16 protein-coding genes and 1 tRNA gene are annotated in these 22,406 nt (G+C 69.0%); 6 read left to right on the forward strand and 11 right to left on the reverse strand.

What is annotated here, in order from left to right:
* Positions 1-41: 41 nt before the first annotated feature.
* Complete coding sequence (gene rpmE, locus ORI60_RS16220; protein ID WP_089921602.1) at positions 42-254, reverse strand: 50S ribosomal protein L31; 213 nt, start codon at positions 252-254, stop codon at positions 42-44.
* Between the two features lie 243 nt (positions 255-497).
* Here rpmE and ORI60_RS16225 point away from each other — a divergent pair, with 243 nt between their 5' ends.
* Positions 498-884 carry a hypothetical protein gene (locus ORI60_RS16225; protein ID WP_266038135.1) on the forward strand — a complete coding sequence of 129 codons (387 nt, stop codon included), beginning with the start codon at positions 498-500 and terminating at the stop codon, positions 882-884.
* Between the two features lie 97 nt (positions 885-981).
* Here the strand turns inward: ORI60_RS16225 and rho are convergent, their stop codons facing one another.
* The 6 genes from rho to argS all read right to left on the reverse strand — a co-directional run bounded on the left by rho (position 982) and on the right by argS (position 9,585).
* Positions 982-3,006 carry a transcription termination factor Rho gene (gene rho / locus ORI60_RS16230; protein WP_266038136.1) on the reverse strand — a complete coding sequence of 675 codons (2,025 nt, stop codon included), beginning with the start codon at positions 3,004-3,006 and terminating at the stop codon, positions 982-984.
* A gap of 319 nt (positions 3,007-3,325) precedes the next feature.
* Positions 3,326-4,180, reverse strand: coding sequence for a homoserine kinase (gene thrB, locus ORI60_RS16235; RefSeq protein WP_266038137.1), 855 nt, complete (start codon positions 4,178-4,180; stop codon positions 3,326-3,328).
* Positions 4,177-5,229, reverse strand: a complete 1,053-nt coding sequence (gene thrC / locus ORI60_RS16240) for a threonine synthase (protein ID WP_266038138.1) — start codon at positions 5,227-5,229, stop codon at positions 4,177-4,179. Before thrC ends, thrB begins: the two co-directional genes overlap by 4 nt.
* Positions 5,230-5,240: 11 nt before the next feature.
* Positions 5,241-6,542, reverse strand: coding sequence for a homoserine dehydrogenase (locus ORI60_RS16245; RefSeq protein ID WP_266038139.1), 1,302 nt, complete (start codon positions 6,540-6,542; stop codon positions 5,241-5,243).
* Positions 6,539-7,957 carry a diaminopimelate decarboxylase gene (gene lysA / locus ORI60_RS16250; RefSeq protein WP_266038140.1) on the reverse strand — a complete coding sequence of 473 codons (1,419 nt, stop codon included), beginning with the start codon at positions 7,955-7,957 and terminating at the stop codon, positions 6,539-6,541. Before lysA ends, ORI60_RS16245 begins: the two co-directional genes overlap by 4 nt.
* Entirely contained in the window at positions 7,957-9,585 is a 1,629-nt protein-coding gene (gene argS, locus ORI60_RS16255; RefSeq protein WP_266038141.1) for an arginine--tRNA ligase, read from the reverse strand. Before argS ends, lysA begins: the two co-directional genes overlap by 1 nt.
* A gap of 169 nt (positions 9,586-9,754) precedes the next feature.
* Here argS and ORI60_RS16260 point away from each other — a divergent pair, with 169 nt between their 5' ends.
* From ORI60_RS16260 to ORI60_RS16270, 3 genes are all read left to right on the forward strand, one after another.
* Complete coding sequence (locus ORI60_RS16260) at positions 9,755-10,585, forward strand: DUF3105 domain-containing protein (protein ID WP_266038454.1); 831 nt, start codon at positions 9,755-9,757, stop codon at positions 10,583-10,585.
* Positions 10,585-11,280 carry a DUF305 domain-containing protein gene (locus tag ORI60_RS16265; protein WP_266038142.1) on the forward strand — a complete coding sequence of 232 codons (696 nt, stop codon included), beginning with the start codon at positions 10,585-10,587 and terminating at the stop codon, positions 11,278-11,280. Before ORI60_RS16260 ends, ORI60_RS16265 begins: the two co-directional genes overlap by 1 nt.
* Positions 11,281-11,532: 252 nt before the next feature.
* The gene (locus ORI60_RS16270; RefSeq protein ID WP_266038144.1) at positions 11,533-13,407 is read left to right on the forward strand and encodes an acyl-CoA dehydrogenase family protein; all 1,875 of its coding nucleotides are present in this window, start codon (positions 11,533-11,535) and stop codon (positions 13,405-13,407) included.
* A 220-nt stretch (positions 13,408-13,627) separates the two neighbouring features.
* Here the strand turns inward: ORI60_RS16270 and ORI60_RS16275 are convergent, their stop codons facing one another.
* A complete protein-coding gene (locus ORI60_RS16275) occupies positions 13,628-14,755 on the reverse strand; it encodes an ROK family transcriptional regulator (protein WP_416234420.1) in 1,128 nt (375 codons plus the stop codon).
* Between the two features lie 193 nt (positions 14,756-14,948).
* Between ORI60_RS16275 and ORI60_RS16280 the strand changes: the two genes are divergently transcribed.
* Positions 14,949-19,178, forward strand: a complete 4,230-nt coding sequence (locus ORI60_RS16280; protein WP_266038146.1) for a GH92 family glycosyl hydrolase — start codon at positions 14,949-14,951, stop codon at positions 19,176-19,178.
* Between the two features lie 262 nt (positions 19,179-19,440).
* On the opposite strand, the gene ORI60_RS16285 is transcribed toward ORI60_RS16280, so the two are convergent.
* Positions 19,441-20,349 (reverse strand): cation diffusion facilitator family transporter, encoded by a 909-nt coding sequence (locus ORI60_RS16285; protein WP_266038147.1) that lies wholly within the window; start codon positions 20,347-20,349, stop codon positions 19,441-19,443.
* Positions 20,350-20,500: 151 nt separating this feature from the next.
* On the opposite strand from ORI60_RS16285, the gene ORI60_RS16290 reads away from it, so the two are divergent.
* Positions 20,501-20,575, forward strand: a tRNA-Arg gene (locus ORI60_RS16290).
* 177 nt (positions 20,576-20,752) lie between these two features.
* Here the strand turns inward: ORI60_RS16290 and ORI60_RS16295 are convergent.
* The gene (locus tag ORI60_RS16295; RefSeq protein WP_266038148.1) at positions 20,753-22,150 is read right to left on the reverse strand and encodes a tyrosine-type recombinase/integrase; all 1,398 of its coding nucleotides are present in this window, start codon (positions 22,148-22,150) and stop codon (positions 20,753-20,755) included.
* Complete coding sequence (locus ORI60_RS16300; RefSeq protein ID WP_323055916.1) at positions 22,147-22,398, reverse strand: helix-turn-helix domain-containing protein; 252 nt, start codon at positions 22,396-22,398, stop codon at positions 22,147-22,149. Before ORI60_RS16300 ends, ORI60_RS16295 begins: the two co-directional genes overlap by 4 nt.
* Positions 22,399-22,406 lie beyond the last annotated feature (8 nt).

Below are 22,406 nucleotides of genomic sequence, written 5' to 3' on the forward strand. Positions count from 1 at the left end.
CGCCCCGGCCCGAAGGCCGAGGTCAGGCGCCGTGAAAGCAGCTACTTGTTGCGCTTGCCGTAACGCGCCTCGAAGCGCGCCACGCGACCGCCGGTGTCCAGGATGCGCTGCTTGCCCGTGTAGAACGGGTGGCAGTTGGAGCACATCTCGACGCGAACCTCGGACGCCGAGGTGGTGCTGCGCGTGGTGAACGCGTTCCCGCAGCTACAGGTCACTTCGGTGACGGTGTACTCGGGGTGGATTCCACTCTTCAAGATCTTGTCCCTTTCAAGGATGGCCGCCGGGTCCCTGTTGGTGAACGGGTGAACCGGAGCCGGACTCGACCGTTTAGTTTGCCAGACCGTTCAACACGTGCAAAAACGCGGTTGTTCCCGGGAGTGATCGGTGGCTTAAGTCACAACCGCTTAACCGCCGCGATACGCCGTTCAGCGCAAGGTGTCGCCGTTCGACCAGATACGGCTCTGTGTTGTTGGTCGGCGTCCATCAGACTGTGTGCCGTGTTCTGCACCGCTGAGCGGCCGATGAACCAGCACATGTGGCTGGCAGTGCCGTTCCTCTTCTCCGCCGCCGTGCTCGGCCTGATGGGGTCGGCAGGGCTGCTCGTCGGGTCCTGGACCACGGTGCCGCTGTCGCCGGTCGTGTCGGGGGCCGGGGTGGCCGTGGCCGCCGCCGTCTCCGGCGGGGTGCGGTGGAGGCGGGCGTGGCAGCGGGCCTGGCTGCGGTGGCCCTACCTGGCCGCGGTGCTGGTGCTGGGAGTCGTCGTGGGCGCGGTGGAGGTACCCGTGCTGGCCGCGACGGTGGTGGGAGTCCCGGTGCTGCTGGGGCTGGTGTTCCAGCTGCTGGTGCAGAACGACGAGAACCGCCAGACCGCCGGCTGCCGCTGAGGCCGTTTCGGACCGGCTCCGGCATTCGAGTGAAGAGCAATGAGAAAGCCCCCGCTGACCTGCAGCGGGGGCTTTTTCACGTGAAACTCACACGGCGTCAGTCCTGCTCGGCACCGGGCGTCGTCTTCGCGACCTGCATCAGGAACTCGATGTTGGTGCGCGACTTCCGCAGCCGGTCCAGCAGCAGGTCGATCGCCTGCTGACCGTCGAGCGCGTGGAGCACCCGGCGCAGCTTGTGCGTGACGGCCATCTCGTCCGGCGAGAGCAGCAGCTCTTCCTTGCGGGTACCCGACGAGTCGACGTCCACGGCCGGGAACGTCCGCTTGTCCGCGATCTTCCGGTCGAGCTTGAGCTCGGCGTTGCCCGTGCCCTTGAACTCTTCGAAGATCACCGAGTCACCGGCGGAGCCGGTCTCGACCAGCGCGGTGGCGATGACGGTCAGCGAACCGCCGCCCTCGATGTTGCGAGCGGCACCGAGGAAGCGCTTCGGCGGGTACAGCGCGGTCGAGTCGACACCACCGGACAGGATGCGGCCGGAGGCCGGTGCCGCCAGGTTGTAGGCACGGCCCAGACGCGTGATCGAGTCGAGCAGCACGACGACGTCGTGGCCCATCTCGACCAGGCGCTTCGCCCGCTCGATCGCCAGCTCGGAGATGGTCGTGTGGTCCGACGGCGGCCGGTCGAAGGTGGAGGCGATGACCTCACCCTTCACCGAGCGCTGCATGTCGGTGACCTCTTCCGGACGCTCGTCCACCAGCACCACCATGAGGTGGCACTCGGGGTTGTTCGTCGTGATCGCGTTGGCGATCGACTGCAGCACCGAGGTCTTGCCGGCCTTCGGAGGCGACACGACCAGGGCGCGCTGGCCCTTGCCGATCGGCATCACCAGGTCGATGACACGGGTCGTGAGGATGTGCGGCTCGGTCTCCAGGCGCAGACGCTCGTTCGGGTAGAGCGGCGTCAGCTTGGTGAAGTCCGGGCGGTTGCGCGCCTCTTCCGGGTCCAGGCCGTTGATCTTGTCGACGCGGACCAGCGGGTTGAACTTCTGGCGCTGCTGCTCACCGTCGCGCGGCTGGCGGACGGCGCCGGTGAGGGCGTCACCGCGGCGCAGGCCGTACTTGCGGACGAGCGAGAGCGAGACGTAGACGTCGTTCGAGCCGGCGAGGTAGCCGGAGGTGCGGACGAACGCGTAGTTCTCCAGCACGTCCAGGATGCCCGCGACCGGGAGCAGGACGTCGTCGTCGCGGACCTCGGTCTCGCGGTCACCACGACCGCCGCCACCCTGGTCCTCGCCACGGCCACCGCGACGGCGGCGGTCGCGGAAGCGGCCACGGCGACCACCGTCGTCGTCACCGTCGGGCTGGCCGCCACCCTGGCGGTCGCCGCCGCGGTCACCGCGGTCGGAACGCTCGCCGCGGTCGCGGTTGCGGTCACGGCCGCCGCGCTCGTTGCGGTCGCCGCGGTCACCCCGGTCGGAACGCTCGTTGCGCTCGCCGCGGTCCTGGCGCTCACCGCGGTCCTGGCGCTCACCGCGCTCGGGGCGCTCAGCGCGCTCCGGCCGGTCGGTCCGCTCAGGACGGTCGGCGCGCTCAGGGCGCTCGGAACGCTGCTGCTCCTGCTGCGGCTGGCCATCGCCCTCGGCGTTGCCGCCGCCACGGCCGGAACGGCGGCGACGGTTTCCGCGGCGCCCCCCGTCCTCGGACGAGCGGGAGTCGTCAGACGCGCCGGACTCGGCCGCGGCGGGCTTCTCCGCCACGTCGAGCTGCTGCTGAACAGGCTTCTCAGCGGCCCTGGCAGCGGCGGGCTTCTCAGCGGGCGCCTCGGCGGGTGCCTCGGCCTTCGCGGCGACCTTCTCGGTCTTCGCGGGCTTCTCCGCCTTCGCCGGGGCTCCGGAGCCCTGCTTCTCCTTGATGGCCGCGATCAGGTCGCCCTTGCGCAGGCCTGCGGTTCCGGTGATGCCCATTTGGCCGGCGAGCTCGCGCAACTCAGCGAGCACCATGCCGGACAGACCCGCGCGGCGGCGCGGCGTCGTGCCGTTCGATGGGGTGGACAGAGCGTTCTCCTCGGCTCCAGAACCAGCGGCAGCTGCGACTTCGCTGCTCAGCAAATCGGTGTTGGTCACACAAGTCCTTCCTGACCAGGCCCCGCCTCCTACGCGGCCCAGCGGACCCGCCTTCCCACTTCAGCGGGGAACGGCGGTCAAGTCCGATGAAGACGGAAGCACGACGGCTTCCCTCAAGCACGGGACTTTTCTCAGATCACACGGCGATCGGGTGCCTTTTCGCGTCCGCCCCGCCCGCACGGCACAGAGCCGGAACACAAAAGGATTGCGACCCGGAACGAATGTCCGAGCGCGACACCGGCGCCCGTGCGCGCAGTGACTGATCGCCCCCGAGGGTAGACGCAGGTCCCCCGCCATGCAACAACCGGGGTCGGGCGTGTCAGTCCAATGGCCGAACGCGCACGCCGGCGGCGTCGACGTCGAGTCTGCGCACGTCGAAGCCGTGCGTGTCGACCTCGGCCGGAAGATCACCGAAGGCGATCACGGTGGGTCCCGCTCCGCTCACGCAGGCGGGAACTCCCAGCTTGCGAAGATCGTTGATCACCCGAACGGTGTCCGGCCATGCGGGCTCGCGGTAGTTCTGGTGGAGTCGATCCTCAGTGGCCGCAAGGAGAACCGTCGGATCGGACGTCAGCGCGTGCACCGCGAGGGCAGCCCGACCCGCGGCGTGCGCGGCGTCCGCGTGCGGCACCTCGGAAGGGAGCAGGCCGCGCGTGGTCTTGGTGGACGACTCCTGCGACGGGATCAGGACGACCGGGCGCACCCGTGCGTCCACGTCCATCCGGACGGCGCGGTACCGCTCTCCTTCGGACCACGCGACGACGACCCCGCCGAACAGCGAGGCGGCCGCGTTGTCCGCGTGCCCCTCGAACTCGGCGGCGATTTGCAACGCGCCCGTGTCCAACTCGCGACCCAGCAGGGTGAACCCGGCTACGACACCCGCCACGATCGCGGCGGCCGACGAGCCCAGTCCCCGTGCGTGCGGGATGGTGTTGCGGCACCTCAGGGCCAGGCCACCGGTGTAGCCGGTGGCGCGGACGGCCCGCACAACGAGATGGCTCTCGTCGAGCGGGACATCGCCTGATCCGGCACCATCCACGGTGATCGAGAGGCCGTCGACGCCTTCGCCGCCGGCCACCTCGACGTCGTCGTACATGCCGAGCGCCATGCCCAGCGCGTCGAACCCCGAACCGAGGTTCGCGGTCGACGCGGGGACGGAGACGAGGAACTTCACGCCAGCTCCAGCGCGTGCGCGACGGCACCGGGGTCGACCGGGACGGGCTCGACCTCGGTGGTGCCGAGCAGCGCCGTGTCGGGGTCCTTCAGACCGTGACCGGTGACGGTGCACACAACGGTGGAGCCCTTCGGCAGCCTGCCGTCCTCGGCGGTCTTCAGCAGACCGGCGATGGACGCGGCCGACGCGGGCTCGACGAAGATGCCCTCGGACGACGCCAGCAGCCGGTACGCGCTGAGGATCTGCTCGTCGGTGACGGCGTCGATCAGGCCGCCGGAGGAGTCCCTGGCGTTGACCGCGCCCGTCCACGACGCCGGCGAACCGATGCGGATCGCGGTCGCGATGGTCTCGGGGTTCGGCACCGGCTGGCCGCTGACCAGCGGAGCGGCGCCCGCGGCCTGGAAGCCGAACATGCGGGGCAGGCCCTTGTCGTAGGACGTGTAGCCCTTCCAGTACGCGGTGATGTTGCCCGCGTTGCCGACAGGCAGGCAGTGCACGTCCGGCGCCTGGCCGAGCACGTCGCAGACCTCCCACGCGGCGGTCTGCTGGCCGACGAGGCGCACCGGGTTGACCGAGTTCACCAGCGTGACCGGGTACTCGGCCGCGGTCTTCGACGCGAGCTCCAGGCAGTCGTCGAAGTTGCCGTCGATCTGCAGGATCTTCGCGCCGTGCATGACGGCCTGCGCCAGCTTGCCCATCGCGATCTTGCCGCTGGGCACCAGCACGGCCGCCGTCAGGCCCGCCTTGGCCGCGTAGGCCGCGGCGGACGCCGACGTGTTGCCGGTGGAGGCGCAGATGACCGCCTTCAGGCCGGAGGCGAGCGCGTACGTCATGGCCACGGTCATGCCGCGGTCCTTGAACGAGCCCGTCGGGTTCGCACCCTCGACCTTGACCCAGACGTCGGACCCCGTGGCGGCGGAGAGGCGCTTGGCGTGCACCAGCGGCGTGCCGCCCTCGTGCAGCGTCACGACCTCGGCGCCCGCGGGGATCTCGATGCGGTCCCGGTAGGCGTTGATGAGACCGGGCCAGCCTGCTCTCGCAGTGCTCATTCCTTCTGGACTCACTCTTCGCCCTCCACCCTCATGACGCTGACGACGTCCCGCACCACGGGGAGGCCACCGATCTTGTCCACAGTGGACCGCAGCGCGGCGTCGGTCGCCGCGTGCGTGACGATCACCAGGCTGGCGTCCTCGACGCGGCCTTCCTGGCGCACCGCGGCGATGCTCACGTCGTGCTCGGCGAAGACCGCGGCGACCTGCGAGAGGACACCGGGCTTGTCCGCCACGTCGAGGCTGATGTGGTAGCGGGTGGGCGTGTTCCCCATGGGCTGCGCGGTGAGCGCGGCGTAGGCGGACTCGCGCGGGCCGTGCCCGCTCGCGACCATGTTGCGCGCCACGGCGACCAGGTCGCCGACGACCGCGCTCGCCGTGGGGGCGCCACCGGCGCCCTGCCCGTAGAACATCATCTCCCCCGCCGCGTCGGCCTCGACGAACACCGCGTTGAACGCTCCGTTGACGCTCGCCAGCGGATGCGTCCTGGGGATCATCGCCGGGTGCACTCGAACGGCGACTGACTCCTGGCCGGACGGGCTGGTCACGCGCTCGCAGATCGCGAGCAGCTTCACCGTGCGGCCGAGCCCCTTGGCCGCCGCGATGTCCGCCGCGGACACCGCGCGGATGCCCTCGCGGTAGACGTCCGAGGCCGTGACGCGCGTGTGGAACGCAAGGGAGGCAAGGATCGCGGCCTTCGACGCGGCGTCGAACCCGTCGACGTCCGCCGTCGGGTCGGCCTCGGCGTAACCGAGGCGCGAGGCCTCTTCGAGCGTCTCGCTGTACCCCGCGCCCGTGGCGTCCATCGCCGACAGGATGAAGTTCGTCGTGCCGTTCACGATGCCCATGACGCGCGTGATCCGGTCTCCCGCAAGGGATTCCCGCAACGGGCGCAGCAACGGGATCGCACCGGCGACGGCGGCCTCGAAGTAGAGGTCCGCCCCGGAAGCGTCCGCCGCCTCGAACAGGTCGGAACCGTGCTCGGCCAGCAGCGCCTTGTTCGCCGTCACGACGGACTTGCCGCCGCGCAGCGCTTCCAGCAGCAGGCCGCGCGTGGGGTCGACACCGCCGATGACCTCGACGATGACGTCCACGTCGGCGCGCTTGACGAGCGCCTCGGCGTCCGTGGTCAGCAGGTGCTCCGGCACTTCACGGTGTTTGTTCGGCCTGCGCACGGCGATGCCGGCGAGCTCAACCGGCGCGCCGATGCGCTGGGTGAGGTCCTCGGCCTGGTCCGTCAGCAGCCGGACTACCTCCGTGCCCACCGTGCCACATCCCAGCAAGGCGACCCGAATCGGTTTCACGGCTTTCATACCTCCAGACGGAACAGATCGTCCTCGGTCTCACGACGCAGCAGCAGCCGCGCCTCTCCATCGGTCACCGCGGCGAGCGCGGGCCGTGGAAGTCGGTTGTACCCGCTCGCCATCGAGTAGCAGTAGGCCCCTGTGGCGGCGATCGCCACGAGGTCGCCCGGCGCCAGGTCGTCGGGCAACCAGCAGTCGCGCACCACGATGTCACCGGACTCGCAGTGCTTGCCCACCACACGACACAGCACGGCCCTCGACTCGGGCTCGGAAGCGCGCGAGACGAGCTTGCAGTCGTAGACCGCGTCGTACAGAGCGGTGCGGATGTTGTCGCTCATGCCGCCGTCGACGCTGACGTACCGGCGCCGCGCGCCGCCGTCGAGCTCGATGTCCTTGATCGTGCCGACCTCGTACACGGTGACCGTGCCGGGACCGACGATCGCGCGGCCGGGCTCCACCGCGATGCGAGGCATCTCCAGGCCGTTGTGCTCGCACTCCTTCTGCACGATGTTGTGCAGCTGCCGCGCGAGCTCGGCGGGCGGGGGCGGGTCGTCGTCCGGCGTGTAGGCGATGCCGAGACCGCCGCCGAGGTCGACGACGTTCAGCGACGGGACGTCGCCGTGCTCGGCGCGGATCTCCGCGAGCAGGCCGATCACGCGGCGCGCGGCGACCTCGAAGCCGGACGCGTCGAAGATCTGCGAGCCGATGTGGCTGTGCAGGCCGACGAGCTCGAGCCCACCGGCCTTCAGCACGCGGCGCACCGCCTCGGCCGCGTCGCCGGAGGACAGCGAGAAGCCGAACTTCTGGTCCTCGTGCGCGGTCGCGATGAACTCGTGGGTGTGCGCCTCGACGCCGACCGTCACGCGGATCAGCACCTTCTGCACCACACCGCGGTCGCGCGCGATCTGGTCGAGGCGCGCGATCTCGTGGTACGAGTCGAGCACGATCCCGCCGACGCCGGCCTCGACGGCCGCGATCAGCTCGGGAACGCTCTTGTTGTTGCCGTGCAACGCGATGCGCTCGGCCGGGAACTCCGCCCGCAGCGCGATGGCGAGCTCGCCGCCGCTGCAGACGTCGATCGAGAGGCCTTCCTCGGCCACCCACTTCGCGACCTGCACGCTCAGGAACGCCTTGGAGGCGTAGTGCACGAGCGTCGGGTCGCCGAACGCCTCGGCGTGCTCGCGGCAACGCGCGCGGAAGTCCTGCTCGTCCATGACGAACAACGGGGTGCCGTACTGCTCGGCGAGCCCGCGCACGTCCACGCCCGCGAGCTCCACGACGCCCGCGTCGTTGCGCTTGGCGTTGCGCGGCCACACCGTCGGGTGCAGGTAGTCGAGCTGGTCCGCGCTGGAAGGGCGGTCGCCGGCGGTGGTGCCGGATGCCATGACGTCGGCGTGCCGGGGTCCGGCCGGATGCGCGCGCATCACATGCGCTCCGGGGCGGTCACGCCGAGCAGGCCGAGGCCCGCGGCGAACACGCGCCTGGTCGCGTTGACGAGCTGAAGCCTGACCTGGTGCAACGGAGTCGTCTCCTCATCGCCGCGCGGAAGGACGCGGCAGTCCTGCTGGAAGCGGTGGTACGTGCCCGCGAGCTCTTCGAGGTAGCGGGCGACGCGGTGCGGTTCACGCAGCTCGGCGGCGGTGGCCACCACTCGCGGGAACTCGCCGATGGTGCGGATGAGGTCGCCCTCGCGCTCGTGGGTGAGCAGCGCGAAGTCCTCACCTGGGGTGATGCCGAGATCAGCGGCGTTGCGCAGGATCGACGACGTGCGGGCGTGCGCGTACTGCACGTAGTAGACCGGGTTCTCGTTGCTGTGCTTGCGCAGCAGGTCGAGGTCGATGTCGAGGCCGGAGTCGACCGACGAGCGGATCATGGCGTAGCGGGCGGCGTCCACGCCGACCGCGTCGACCAGGTCCTCCATCGTGATGACGGTGCCCGCGCGTTTGCTCATCCGGACGGGCTGGCCGTCGCTGACGAGGTTCACGAGCTGGCCGATCAGCACCTCGACGCTGTCGGGGTCGTCGCCCAGGGCGGCCGCCGCGGCCTTGAGGCGCGCGATGTAGCCGTGGTGGTCCGCGCCGAGCATGTAGATGCACAGGTCGAAGCCGCGACCGCGCTTGTCGACGAGGTAGGCGATGTCGCCCGCGATGTAGGCCGGGTTGCCGTCGCTCTTGATGACGACGCGGTCCTTGTCGTCACCGAAGTCCGTGGACCGCAGCCACCAGGCGCCGTCCTTCTCGTACAGCGAGCCGTTCGCCTTGAGCTTCGCGATCGCCTCGTCCACGCGGCCGCTCTGGTGCAGCGAGTCCTCGTGGAAGTAGACGTCGAAGTCGGTGCCGAAGTCGTGCAGGCTGCTCTTGATCTCCTCGAACATCAGCCCGACGCCGATCTTGCGCACCGTCTCCGGGTCGCTCAGCGCGCCCGGCTCGCGGCGCAGCACCTCGGCGGCGATGTCGCTGACGTACGTGCCCGCGTAGCCGTCCTCGGGGGCGGGCTCGCCCTTCGCGGCGGCGATCAGCGACCGGACGAACCTGTCGATCTGCGCGCCGGCGTCGTTGAAGTAGTACTCGCGGGTGACCTCGGCGCCGCGGGCCCGCAGCACCCTGCCCAGCGCGTCACCGACGGCGGCCCAGCGCGCGCCGCCGAGGTGGATGGGGCCGGTGGGGTTCGCGGAGACGAACTCCAGGTTGATCCGCCTGCCGCCGAGCTCGGTGCCGGTGCCGTACCCGGTCTCCAGGGCCGCACGAACGATCGCGCCCTGCGCCTCGGTGGCGATGGTGAGGTTCAGGAAGCCGGGACCGGCCACGTCGGCCCGGGCGATGGCGTCCTGGGCGAGCAGGGCCTCGGCGAGCCACGTCGCGAACTCGCGGGGCGCGACGCCGGCCTTCTTGGCGATCTGGAGCGCGACGTTCGTGGCGTAGTCCCCGTGCTCGGGGTTCCTGGGTCGCTCGACCGTCACCTGCTCGGGGAGCGCGGTGGTGTCCAGGCCCCGGTCGGCCAGCAACCGGGCAACCGCGGTCCGAACGAGATCGGCGAGCACTTCAGGAGTCACGCCCGGAGAGTCTAGAGAAGCGTTGTCGCAGGTCTCGACCGGGTTACCGGGTCTCGGAGGGTGAGACGGCAAGTGTTAACGCGCACGTGGTATCGCACTGCGCTGACAGTGACCAGACACGATGTCCCTACACTGGCGCCGGTTGACCAGGACGACATCTGAGGCGGACATGACCAGCGGCAAGAAGACGAAGGCCACACGCAACAGCGTGGCCGCAGCCCGTTCCTCGGTGGTGGCGAGCAAGCCGAAGCCGTGGGGCACGATCATCGCGGTGATCGCGGTGCTGGGCCTCGCGGGCGGTGTTTTCGGGTATGCGTACTCGCAGATCCACGCGAACAACGTCAAAGAGGCCGCCCTGGCCAAGTGGAAGCCCTCGGACACGAACAAGGACCCGTCGACCGCGCTCGCGGGCATCGTGATCAAGGAGTACAAGGGCTCCCGCCACGTCGAGCCGACCCAGCGCGTCGCGTACGACCAGACTCCCGCGTTCGGCGGCCCGCACGACGCCCAGTGGGCCGACTGCACCGGCGTCGTCTACGACAAGGCCGTGCGCACGGAGAACATGGTCCACGGCCTGGAGCACGGCGCCGTGTGGATCGCGTACAACCCCGACCAGGTCAAGGACGACGCTCTCACCAAGCTGAAGACCAAGGTCGAGGGCATCCCGTACATGATGCTGTCGCCGTTCCCCGGCCTCGACAAGCCGATCTCGCTGCAGTCCTGGGGCCACCAGCTGAAGGTCGAGAGCGCCGACGACGAGCGCGTCGACCAGTTCATCTCGTCGCTGCTGCGCAACGCGAACACCTACCCCGAGGTCGGCGCGTCCTGCGAGAACACGGCGTTCCTGTCGAACCCGGCCCCGTTCGTGGCCGAGAAGCCGGGCGCCGACGCCGTTCCGATGGACGGCGGCAAGGACGACTCCGTGACCGAGGGCCAGCCGCAGCAGAACCCCAGCACGCCGCCCGCGTCGGGCTCCGCCTCGACGCCGCCGTCGAGCTGATGACCGTTCCCGGCACCGACGAGGCACCCGGCCGCCCCTCCGGGGTGGTCCGGGTCCTCGTCATCGGCGCAGCGGTCCTCGCCGTGCTCCTGCTGGGCGCGGCGGTGGGCCTGCTCGTGAAGCTCCCCGGCTCGACCACGTCCTCCGCGGCTCCGGCCTCCGGTTCCGTGGACGTCGGCTTCTGCCAGGACATGGCCATGCACCACCTGCAGGGCATCCAGATGGCGAACATCGCCCGGGACCGCTCGACGGACCCGGAGATCCGCCAGCTCGCCTTCGACATCTCCTCCACCCAGCTCGAACAGGTGGGGCGGATGAAGGGCTGGCTGATGATGTGGAACGAGCACGAGCAGAACATCTCGGGCGTCTACATGAAGTGGATGGACGCCGCCGGCGTCCACGGCCACGGCGCCACCACGCCCGAGGCCGGCAAGCCCCTGATGCCCGGCATGGCCACGACCGACGAGCTGACCAAGCTGCGCACGGTGGCCGCCGGCCGCGAGTTCGACGTGTACTGGCTGCAGCTGATGCTCCGCCACCACGTGGGCGGCGCGCCGATGGCCGAGTACGCCTCGACCGCCGCCGGTCAGACGGTCGTGCGCACGCTGGCCGACAACATGCTGAAGTCGCAGTCCGCCGAGACCGAGCTGATGAAGGACTACCTGGCGAAGCGCGGAGCCGCACCGCTGCCGTAGCCCGGTGTCGCTGATCAGGTTCCGAGGGCCGTCCCCAGAGGTGTGGGGGCGGCCCTTTCCCTTGCCCCGCGGGTGCGACGGGCGGGCTGTCCGACGTAGGCCGACGGCAAGGCAACAGCCCGCACGCAAGGCGACCCCCTCCGCCGGAACGCGACGAACGCCCGCGAGCCGACCCGCGCGGGCGTCCTCGAACCCCATGGACATCCGCCTACCTCTGAGTAACGTGGGTCACACCCCTACTCGGAGGTAACCATGACCGTCGACGAGCGCGCGGCCAGGCAGGTCGCCGAACAAGCACGCGAGACCCGCTGGCAGCGACCGAGTTTCGGCAAGGAGCTCTTCCTCGGTCACTTCCGCATCGACCTCATCCACCCGCACCCGAGTGGCACCGCGGAGGACCGCGCGCGCGGCGAGGCATTCCTCGAAGAGCTCCGGAAGTTCACCGAGACCCGCATCGACAACACCGTCATCGAACGCGACGCGCAGATCCCCGACGACGTCCTGAAGGGCCTCAAGGACCTCGGCGCGTTCGGCATGAAGATCAAGCCCGAGTATGGCGGCATCGGCCTCACGCAGGTCTACTACAACAAGGCCCTCATGCTGGTGGGCAGCGCCAGCCCCGCGCTCGGCGCCATGCTCTCCGCCCACCAGTCCATCGGCGTCCCGCAGCCCGTCGCGATGTTCGGCAGCCCCGAGCAGAAGCAGGAGTTCCTGCCCCGGTGCGCCAAGGGCGAGATCACCGCGTTCCTGCTCACCGAACCGGACGTCGGCAGCGACCCGGCGAGGCTCGGCACCACCGCCACCCCGGACGGCGACGACTACGTCCTCAACGGCGTGAAGCTCTGGACCACCAACGGTGTCGTGGCCGACCTCCTCGTCGTCATGGCCCAGGTGCCGGACAAGGGCATCACGGCGTTCGTCGTGGAGGCGGACGCCGAGGGCATCACCGTCGAGAACCGCAACGCGTTCATGGGCCTGAGGGGCCTGGAGAACGGCGTGACGAGGTTCCACCAGGTCCGCGTCCCCAAGAAGAACGTCATCGGCAGGGAGGGCGCCGGCCTCAAGATCGCCCTGGCCACCCTCAACACCGGCCGCCTCAGCCTGCCCGCCCTCTGCGCGGGCAGCGCCAAGTGGTGCCTCAAGATCGCGCGCGAATGGTCGAACGCACGCATCCAGTGGGGTCTTCCGGTCGGCAGGCACGAGGCCATCGCGGGCAAGATCGCCTACATCGCGGCGACGTCCTACGCGCTGGAGGCCGTGCTGGACCTCAGTTCCGAGCTCGCGGACGCCGGCAGCCACGACATCCGCATCGAGGCCGCCCTTGCGAAGCTCTACGCGTCCGAGAAGGCGTGGCTGGTGGCCGACGAACTGGTCCAGATCCGCGGCGGCCGGGGCTACGAGACGGCGGAGAGCCAGGCGGCGCGAGGGGAACGCGGCGTCGCGGCCGAGCAGGTCCTCCGCGACCTCCGCATCAACCGGATCTTCGAGGGCTCGACGGAGATCATGCACCTGCTGATCGCCCGCGAGGCGGTGGACGCGCACCTCAGCGTCGCCGGCGACATCATCGACCCCGACGCCGACCGCCAGGCCAAGATGAAGGCCGCGGCCAAGGCGGGCGGGTTCTACGCGAAGTGGCTGCCCACGCTCGTCGTCGGCAAGGGCCAGACCCCGGCCGGCTACACGGAGTTCGGGCCGCTCGCGAAGCACCTGCGGTTCGTGGAGCGGTCGGCGCGCAAGCTCGCGCGGCAGACGTTCTACGCCATGTCGCGGTGGCAGGGGAAGATGGAGCGCAAGCAGCGGTTCCTGAGCCGGATCGTGGACATCGGCGCCGAGCTGTTCGCGATCAGCGCCGCGTGCGTGCGGGCCGCGCAGGACGAGAACCCCAACTCCCAGGCGCTCGCGGACGCGTTCGCCAAGCAGGCGCGGATCCGGGTCGACGAGCTGTTCGAGAAGCTCTGGAAGAACACCGACGACAGCGACCAGGTGCTGGCGCGGCAGGTCCTCGACGGCAACTACGCGTGGCTCGAGGAGGGCGTGGTCGACTCGTCCATCCCGGGCAGCTGGATCGCGGACTCCACCCACCACGAGTCGACGGCGGACAACGTCCACCGGCCGACACCTCGCTAGCCCGTTGGCTGCACTGGGCAGGCTGATGGTGGTGCGGGCGCGGCACCTGCCCAGTGCACGGCCGGTAGGGGGCTACGTCCCCCGCATCCCCCTACCGACTCCCCTTGCAACGGAAGGACACAACCCTCCAGGTGGAGGTTCCGGTAACGCTAAGCCACAAAACGCCGTTAACAGTTACGACAATTGAGTGAACTACCAGGTGAGGGGTACTCAACTACACTCAGAGAGTAACTTCGAAGACCAATTCCCGGGCGGCTTCGAGGCCCATCGCGACGGCCCCGGAGAGCACCGCGCCGTCACCGAGCGAGCCCGCCACGATCCGCGGCGCCAACGGTGTCATCGTGCGCAGCGAGGCCTCCAGCGGCTCCAGCAGCAGGTCGACGTTCGACCCGACGCCACCGCCCAGCACGACCAGTTCCGGGTCGATCACCGCGGTGACGGCGGCCACGAGGAACGCGAGCCGTTCCGCTTCCAGCCGCACGATCCCCAGAGCCCGGCCGTCGCCTTTGCGCGCGAGCCCGAACACCTCGCGGGCCGTGCGCGCCGTCAGGCCCCGCTCCCGCGCCAGTGCCACAACGGATCCCGCCGACGCCGCGTCCTCGAACTGTCCACGCCGGACGTCCGAAGCGGACTTCCCGTACGGCAGGAAGCCGACCTCGCCGGCCGCCCCGTGCGCACCGCGGAACAGCGTGCCGTCCACGACTATCCCCATGCCGACGCCGGTGCCGACCGTCGCGCACACGAACACGCGTGCGCCCTGAGCCGCCCCGTGGACGTGTTCGCCCAGGGCCGCCAGGTTCGCGTCGTTCTCCACGACCACCACCGGCCCGAGCGACGACTCCAGGCCGTCCAGGACACCCTCCGACTCCCAGCCGGGCAGGTGCGGCGCGTGCCGAACGACCCGCGACCGCTGATCGATCACCCCGGGGCTGCCGACCACCTTCACCACGACGTCCGTGAGAGCGATCCCGGCATCGGCCACCGTCCGCTCGGCCAGGCCGGTCACCGCGCGCACCACGGCGGCGGCCGAGCGGCTGCGGTTCCGCTCGTCGACGCGGGCCACGACGGCCCCGCCCAGATCGGCCAGCGCCACCCGGACCCGTTCCCGGCCGATGTCGACGCCCAGCACGTACCCGGCGGTGGCGTCCGGCTCGTAGACCACGGCCGACCGGCCGGGACCCGACGTCGTGCGACCGGTGGGGCGCACCAGGCCGTGGCGTTCGAGGTCGGCCAGCGCCTGCCCGACCGTGGGCTTGGACAGGCCGGTGTCCTTGGCGATCTGCGGACGGGTGGCCGCACCCGAACGGCGCAACAGGTCGAGCACAGCGCGTTGGTTGAGCACGCGCATTCCCGCCGGTGTACCCACCTCTGGCGGCTTGCGGTCGCGCACCTGACGATTCTAGATCTTGATCGACTCGTGTCGCGCGCAACTGTTGAGAGGACAGGTTGCGCGACAATTCCCGTCCGGTCCCTTGACAACGATGTCACGTGCAGAAAAGGTCCCCACCAAAAGGGGCAGGCCAGGCGGCGGAAGGGTTGCAATGAGGCAACTGGGGAAGAGACGAACCAGAACTCTGTTGAGCGTTGCGATCACTGCGACACTGGTGTGCGGCGTCACCAACGGCCACGCGGCCGCCGCACCAGAGGAGCCAGGCGTGGGTTTCTTCTCGTCCTTTGAGGACGATCAACCGCAACCGTCGTGGGTCAGCACGGTCGAGACCGACGCCGCAGGGCAGCCGAAGTCGGCGGGCGTGATCGGCTCGAGCGGCACCGGGCTGCCCGGCAACGTCGCCGACAAAGCGACCTTGGCGGTCAACGGCGAGAACGCGGGCTCGGGCGAAGGCAAGGCCGAGCTCGTCGACGGCACCACCAGCACCAAGTGGCTGGTCTTCGCCACGACCGGCTGGGTGACGTTCGACTTCGGGACGAGCGCCCAGACGATCAAGAAGTACTCGCTCTCCTCGGCGAACGACGCACCGGAGCGCGACCCGAAGGACTGGACGCTGCAGGGCTCGAACGACGGCACGAACTGGGCAGTCCTCGACACCCGCGCCGGCGAGAACTTCACCGACCGGTTCCAGACCAAGGTCTACGACATCGCCTCCCCGGCGTCGTACCGGCACTACAAGCTCGACATCACGGCGAACCACGGCGCGAACATCGTGCAGCTCGCCGAGGTCGAGCTGTCCGACGGCACGACGACGCCCCCGGCGCCGAACATGCGCAGCCTCGTCGGCAACGGCCCCACCGGCGGCTACACGGCCAAGTCGCGGGTCGGCTGGACGGGCGTGAAGGCGTTCCGCGCCCAGGGCAAGCACACGACCGAGGGCCGCGCGTACAGCTACAACAAGGTCTTCGACGTCGACGTCCCGGTCGGCGCCAGGACCGAGCTGTCGTACATGATCTTCCCGGACTTCGTGACCGACAACCTGAACTACCCGAGCACGTACTCGTCGGTCGACCTGGCGTTCTCCGACGGCACGTACCTGAGCGACCTCAAGGCCGTCGACCAGCACGGCGCGGTGCTGTCGCCGCAGGGTCAGGGCGCGGGCAAGTTCCTGTACGCCAACCAGTGGAACAAGGTGGCGTCCACGATCGGCGCCGTCGCGGCCGGCAAGACGATCAAGCGGATCCTGGTCGCCTACGACGGCCCGAAGGGCCCGACGGAGTTCGGCGCCTGGTTCGACGACATCCGCATCGGCGACGTCGTCACCAAGCAGTACGCGAAGCCGTCGGACTACGTGCTGACCACGCGCGGCACGAACTCGAACGGCTCGTTCTCGCGGGGCAACAACTTCCCGGCGACCGCGGTGCCGCACGGCTTCAACTTCTGGACCCCGATGACCAACGCGGGTTCGCAGAGCTGGCTGTACGAGTACCAGCAGCGCAACAACGCGCAGAACCTGCCGACGCTGCAGGCGTTCACGACCTCCCACGAGCCCAGCCCGTGGATGGGTGACCGCCAGACGTTCCAGGTCATGCCGTCGGACAAGGCGCCGACGCAGGACCGCGCGCTGCGGGCCCTGCCGTTCCGGCACGACAACGAGGTCGCGAAGGCGCACTACTACGGCGTGACCTTCGAGAACGGCATGAAGACCGAGATCACCCCGACCGACCACGCGGCGGTCTTCCGGTTCACGTTCACCGACGAGGGCCAGAAGAACCTCGTGTTCGACAACGTGAACAACCTCGGTGGTGTCACCCTCGACGCGGCCAACGGCGTCGTCACGGGCTACTCGGACGTCAAGAGCGGCCTCTCCACCGGCGCGACCCGCCTGTTCGTCTACGGCAAGGTCGACAAGGCGGTCACGGCGAGCGGCCGGCTCACCGGCGCGGGCCGTGACAACGTGGGCGGCTACTTCTCGTTCGGCGACAAGACCGTCGAGCTGCGGATCGCCACCTCGCTGATCTCCGTCGACCAGGCTCGGGCCAACCTCGAGCAGGAGGTCTCGGCGTCCGACACGTTCGACGCCGTGCGCGACCGCGCCCAGGCCGCGTGGGACAAGATCCTCGGCATCATCTCGGTCGAGGGCGCGTCCGAAGAGCAGCTGATCACGCTGTACTCCAACATGTACCGGCTCTACCTCTACCCGAACTCGGGCTTCGAGAAGGTCGGCGACAAGATCCAGTACGCGTCCCCGGTGTCGCCGCCGGTCGGGGAGAGCACGCCCACGAAGACGGGCGCGAAGATCGTCGACGGCAAGGTCTACGTCAACAACGGGTTCTGGGACACCTACCGCACGACCTGGCCCGCCTACAGCCTCTTCACGCCGAGCAAGGCGGGCGAGATGGCCGAGGGCTTCGTCCAGCAGTACAAGGACGGCGGCTGGATCTCGCGCTGGTCCTCCCCCGGTTACGCGGACCTGATGACGGGCACGAGCTCCGACGTGGCGTTCGCGGACGCGTACCTCAAGGGCGTCTCGAACTTCGACATCAAGGCCGCCTACGACGCCGCGGTGAAGAACGCGTCCGTCGTGCCGCCGAGCAACAACGTCGGCCGCAAGGGCATGGACCGGTCGATCTTCCTCGGCTGGACCGGCAACGACCAGCTGCACGAGGCGTGGTCGTGGGCGATCGAGGGCTACCTCAACGACTTCGGCATCGCGTCGATGGCGAAGGCGCTGCACGAGAAGACGGGCGAGAAGCGGTACCTGGAAGAGCACGAGTACTTCCTCAACCGTGCCCAGAACTACGTGCTGACGTTCGACAAGCGGATCGACTTCTTCCAGGGCCGCAACGTCGACGGTTCGCGGCGCGTCGAGGACCCGGCGAAGTACAACCCGCAGGACTGGCGCTACGACTACACCGAGACGAACGGCTGGAACATGGCGTTCACGGTGCCGCACGACGGGCAGGGTCTCGCGAACCTGTACGGCGGGCGGGACAAGCTGGCGCAGAAGCTCGACTCGTTCTTCACCCTGCCGGAGACCGCGAAGTTCCCCGGCGGCTACGGCGGCGTGATCCACGAGATGATCGAGGCGCGGGACGTGCGGATGGGCCAGTACGGCCACTCGAACCAGCCGTCGCACCACATCGCCTACATGTACAACTATGCGGGCAAGCCCTCGGGCACCCAGGAGAAGGTGCGCGAGATCCTGTCGCGCCTGTACGTGGGCTCGGAGCAGGGCCAGGGCTACGCGGGTGACGAGGACAACGGCGAGATGTCGGCCTGGTACCTCTTCTCGTCGCTGGGCTTCTACCCGCTGCAGATGGGCAAGCCCGCCTACGCGATCGGTTCGCCGCTGTTCACCAAGGCGACCGTGAAGCTGGAGAACGGCAAGAAGCTCGTCGTCAACGCGCCGAAGAACAACGCGAAGAACATCTACGTGCAGGGCGTGAAGGTCAACGGCAAGACGTGGAACAAGACGTCGCTGCCGCACGACCTGCTCTCGGCCGGCGCCACGATCGACTTCGACATGGGCCCCAAGCCCTCCGCCTGGGGCACGGGCGTGAACGACGTGCCGGACTCGATCACCACCGGTGACGCGGTCCCGACGCCGCTGCGCGACGTCGCCTCCGGCGTGTCCACGGCTGCTCTGGTGGACAACAACTCGTCGACCTCCGCGGTGGTCCGCTCGTTCGACTTCAAGCCCGCGGACGCGAAGGAGAAGGCGGAGTTCTACACGCTGACCAACGGCAAGACGGGCACGTCGCCGTCGGCGTGGGAGCTGAAGGGCTCCTACGACGGCAAGACGTGGTCGACGGTCGACAAGCGTTCCGGTGAGAACTTCCAGTGGCAGCAGTACACCCGGTCGTTCAAGATCGCCTCGCCGGGCCGGTACAACTTCTACCGGCTGGAGTTCGCGGGCGACGTGACGCTGGCCGAGTTCGAGCTGATGTCGAAGCCGCTGCCCGCCGCCACCACCACGGTGACGGGCACGGTCAACGGGCCGCTGCAGGTCAAGGGCGTGACCTATGTGGACGGTGCCACGATCAGCGGCCCGGTGACGGTGCAGAAGGGCGCCACGCTCTACGTCTTCGGCGGCGAGATCAAGGGCCCGCTGTCGGCGGCTGACGCGGCGTCCGTGGTGCTGGTCGGCACGAAGGTCGGCGGCCCGGTGACCGTGCACGGTTCTTCATCGGAGGTCGCGGTGGAGAACTCCTCGGTCGGTGGCCCTGTGTCACTGACGTCGAACAAGACCAGGTCAGTCGTGGCGGCCACCTCGGTCGGCGGGCCGTTGTCCTGCACGGGCAACGACCCGGCGCCGTCGAACAACGGCTTCGCGAACGACGTGAAGGGGCCGAAGGCAGGACAGTGCGCTGGGCTGTAGCGGGTAACTGACCTTCCTGCAGACGAGAAGGGCCGCGTTCCGTCACGGAGCGCGGCCTTTCCCGTTCACCTGAAAGGATCTATCCCTTTCAGACATACTTCGGTGAGATCTTGACAGTTCAGGTGCGGTGACTGGGGAGGCTGTTGTGGTGCCGTTCGAACGAGGCCGCGTGTGGGTGGCGGTGCCTCAGCCCAGGCTTCCTGTCATTCCGTCACGAACCGGCGCCCGGTCCACCAAGGACGGCATCCGCGACCTGCCTGGCTCACCACGAAAGCTCCCGGCACCGCTGCGCTGACGAGCCACCCTCGACCTGCAGCGTCGCGTGCTCGATGTGGTACTTGGTCGCCAGCAACGACTGCGCGGCCTTGAGCACGATCTCGTGGTCGGCGTCCTTCGCGGTGGCGAGGTGCGCCGAGCACACCTCCATGCCACTGGTGAGCGTCCACACGTGCAGGTCGTGCGCCTCGGTGACTCCCGGCAGCTCGGTCAGCGCCTTCTGCATCTCGGTGACGTCCAGCCGCTCCGGCGCGTGCTGGAACAGGATGTGCAGCGCGTTCTTGGCCAGCGTGTACGTCCGCGGCAGCACCCACACGCCGATCAGCACACCCATGATCGGGTCCGCGTACTTCCAGCTCGTGGTGATCGTGACCAGCGCGGAGACGAGCACGCCCACCGACCCGATCAGGTCGGCCAGCACCTCGAGGTACGCACCCTTGACGTTGATGCTCTCCTTGGCGCCCTCCTTGAGGACGCTGAAGGAGACGAGGTTGGCCGCGAGCCCCAGCGCCGCGGCGATGAGGACGGGCCACCCCGGCACGCTGGGCGGGTCCTGGAACCTGCCGACCGCCTCGTAGATCACGTACCCGGCCACGCCGAAGAGCAGCACGGCGTTGGCCAGCGCGGCCAGCACCTCGGCCCGGTAGAAGCCGAACGTGCGGTTCTTCCCGGCCTTGGCCCTCCTGGCGACCATGATCGCGGCCAGCGCCATGCCGACCCCGAGCACGTCGGTGAGCATGTGCGCGGCATCGGAGATCAAGGCGAGCGAGGACGTCGCGAACCCCACGACGAACTCCACCACCATGAAGACCGCACCGATGCCGAACGCGATCCAGAGCTTGCCGGCGTGCTGCCCGCTCGCCGACGCTGATCCGTGTCCATGGCCATGACCCATGCTTCGGAACATATAGCGACATGCGCATGAGTGCAATCCGGAGTATTCCTCACCAGGGCTGTTGGTGACGGAGGCCACGCTCAGGGGTACTACCGGGGGTAGGTGTGAAACACAGTCGCGCGAGTGCGCTAGGATCTTCCACGTAGCTACGGCCCCCGTAGCTCAGGGGATAGAGCACCGCCCTCCGGAGGCGGGAGCGCAGGTTCGAATCCTGCCGGGGGCACCACGCAAAAAGGCCCGCTGAACTGCACGAATGCAGACCAGCGGGCCTTTTGCTTGTCCGGCTGTGCACGGCCAAAAACGGCCGTTTACGGGCGTCTGTGCCGATGGTGTGCCGACGAGATCGCCCCGAACTTGATCAAGAGGGCCTCGAAGCGGCATGCTGGCCGTGACCTCGATCACGTCACTTTGCGTCGTCCGAAGCCTCTTTGAGTCCAGCCTCGACGAGTGCGCGGATCGCCTCGTTGGAGCCGCTCAGCACGTGGGCGTAGATCCGGAACAGTACCTCCAGGGAATGCCCTGCCCACTCGGCGACCTGCTTCGGCGGCACGCCAGAGCTGAGCCACAACGAGATGCCGGCATGACGCAAGTCGTAAGGCGTTGCGGCGAGGTCGCTCGCCGCCAGTTCGGCGGGCAATGCCTTCTCGCGCGCCTTGCGCCACGCCCGCAGGATCGTCAGCTTGGGCAGCTCGTCGTCGTTGCGCTCGCCACGGAACAGGCGGCCGTCCCTCGCGGTGCCGTAAGTCCGCATGTGGCGGTGCAGCAAGGCGGTCAACTCGGGAGGGCTGGGAACCGGGCGGATCGTGCCCGCATCCCTCTGCTTGAGCATTCGCTCGTCGCGGTTCTTCCCGCTGTCGGTCCAGTCTTTGCCCGCGTACGGGTGGGCGTCCTCCAGGTGGATCTCACCCCAGCCTTCCTCGGGCAGCGAGAGCTGGCGCTTGGAGAGCGCGACGGCCTCCTCTGGGCGCATCCCGGCGTAGTAGAGGCAGCCGAAGAACGCCGTCAGGCGAGGGCCGCTGCGCTTCTGCAACCGCACGGCCTCCAGGAGGTCGCGCATCTGCGACGGGTTCGCGACTCGGCGCTGATCGACCGCCTGGACCGTCTTCCGCGGCGCGATCCACTTCAGAGCCGGGATGGGGTTGGAGTCGAGGAGCTTGCGCTCCACGGCGTACTCCATCGCCGTGCCGAGGATCTTGCGCTGACGGGAGACGACGCTCGGTGCCGCTGGCTTGCCGTCGAGCTTGACCGCGAGCCTGTCCAGCAGGGGGCGCAGCACCTGCGGGTCGCGCAGCGACGCCACGGGCAAGGTGTTCGCCTCAACCCACCTCAGCGTCCGGCGCACCTCCTCAGGCATGTCGGCCGCGTCCCGGCGATTGGTGTTGAACGCCCAGCGGGTCAGCGCGCTACGGATCAGCGCATCGTCCGGCTTGCCCTTGGTCGAGGACCACATCGCCGGCGTGGCCCTGGTCAGTGCCTCGGCGTGCGTGCGGCGGGTCGTGGCCGCGACGTGCGGCCACTTCATGTCGACGAACGCGCAGGCGAACTGGTACCAGCTCATCTCGTCGGACTGGCGGGCCATCGAGACCGGCAGTCCGTCGAAGGTCCGGAACGCCTCACCCTTGCGGGCTGCGGCGATCAGGTTGGACCGGAACGCCTCCGCGAGGGCCTTGGTCCCGTATTTGGACTTGAAGCGCTTCTTGGTGACCCGCCAGCGCACCCAGTAGGTGACCTTCTTGCTGCCCTTGTGGGCGTACGGGTCGAGCGCGAAAACCTGGACGTCGTAACTGGTCTCGTCCGTCATGGCGACTCCTCCTGTTGTTCGAGCCACCGCTCGTACTCAGTAGCCCGAACCCGCAGCTCGCCGTTTGGCAGGCGAATGCACTTCGGGCCGCGCTGCTTTGCGCGCCAGTCGTAGAAGGTGGACCGGGCGATCCCGAGATCAGCGCACACGTCGGCGACAGTGAGATGACGAGGGGGCAATGGGTTGACTCTCCGATTCGATTTCCAGAAGAGGCGGGACACCCGAATCTGGGTGTCCCGCCTGTGCATTCAGCGTT

The organism is Lentzea sp. NEAU-D7, from assembly GCF_026242055.1.
In the GTDB taxonomy this organism is placed as follows: Bacteria; Actinomycetota; Actinomycetes; order Mycobacteriales; family Pseudonocardiaceae; genus Lentzea.

Coding starts and splice junctions, on each gene's coding strand:
- ORI60_RS16285 (WP_266038147.1), bottom strand. CDS start 20,349: ATGGGTCATGGCCATGGACACGGATCAGCGTCGGCGAGCGGGCAGCAC.
- ORI60_RS16280 (WP_266038146.1), top strand. CDS start 14,949: ATGAGGCAACTGGGGAAGAGACGAACCAGAACTCTGTTGAGCGTTGCG.
- thrC (WP_266038138.1), bottom strand. CDS start 5,229: ATGAGCACTGCGAGAGCAGGCTGGCCCGGTCTCATCAACGCCTACCGG.
- ORI60_RS16265 (WP_266038142.1), top strand. CDS start 10,585: ATGACCGTTCCCGGCACCGACGAGGCACCCGGCCGCCCCTCCGGGGTG.
- ORI60_RS16260 (WP_266038454.1), top strand. CDS start 9,755: ATGACCAGCGGCAAGAAGACGAAGGCCACACGCAACAGCGTGGCCGCA.
- ORI60_RS16270 (WP_266038144.1), top strand. CDS start 11,533: ATGACCGTCGACGAGCGCGCGGCCAGGCAGGTCGCCGAACAAGCACGC.
- ORI60_RS16275 (WP_416234420.1), bottom strand. CDS start 14,755: ATGCGCGTGCTCAACCAACGCGCTGTGCTCGACCTGTTGCGCCGTTCG.
- ORI60_RS16245 (WP_266038139.1), bottom strand. CDS start 6,542: ATGAAAGCCGTGAAACCGATTCGGGTCGCCTTGCTGGGATGTGGCACG.
- ORI60_RS16295 (WP_266038148.1), bottom strand. CDS start 22,150: ATGACGGACGAGACCAGTTACGACGTCCAGGTTTTCGCGCTCGACCCG.
- ORI60_RS16300 (WP_323055916.1), bottom strand. CDS start 22,398: ATGCACAGGCGGGACACCCAGATTCGGGTGTCCCGCCTCTTCTGGAAA.
- lysA (WP_266038140.1), bottom strand. CDS start 7,957: ATGCGCGCGCATCCGGCCGGACCCCGGCACGCCGACGTCATGGCATCC.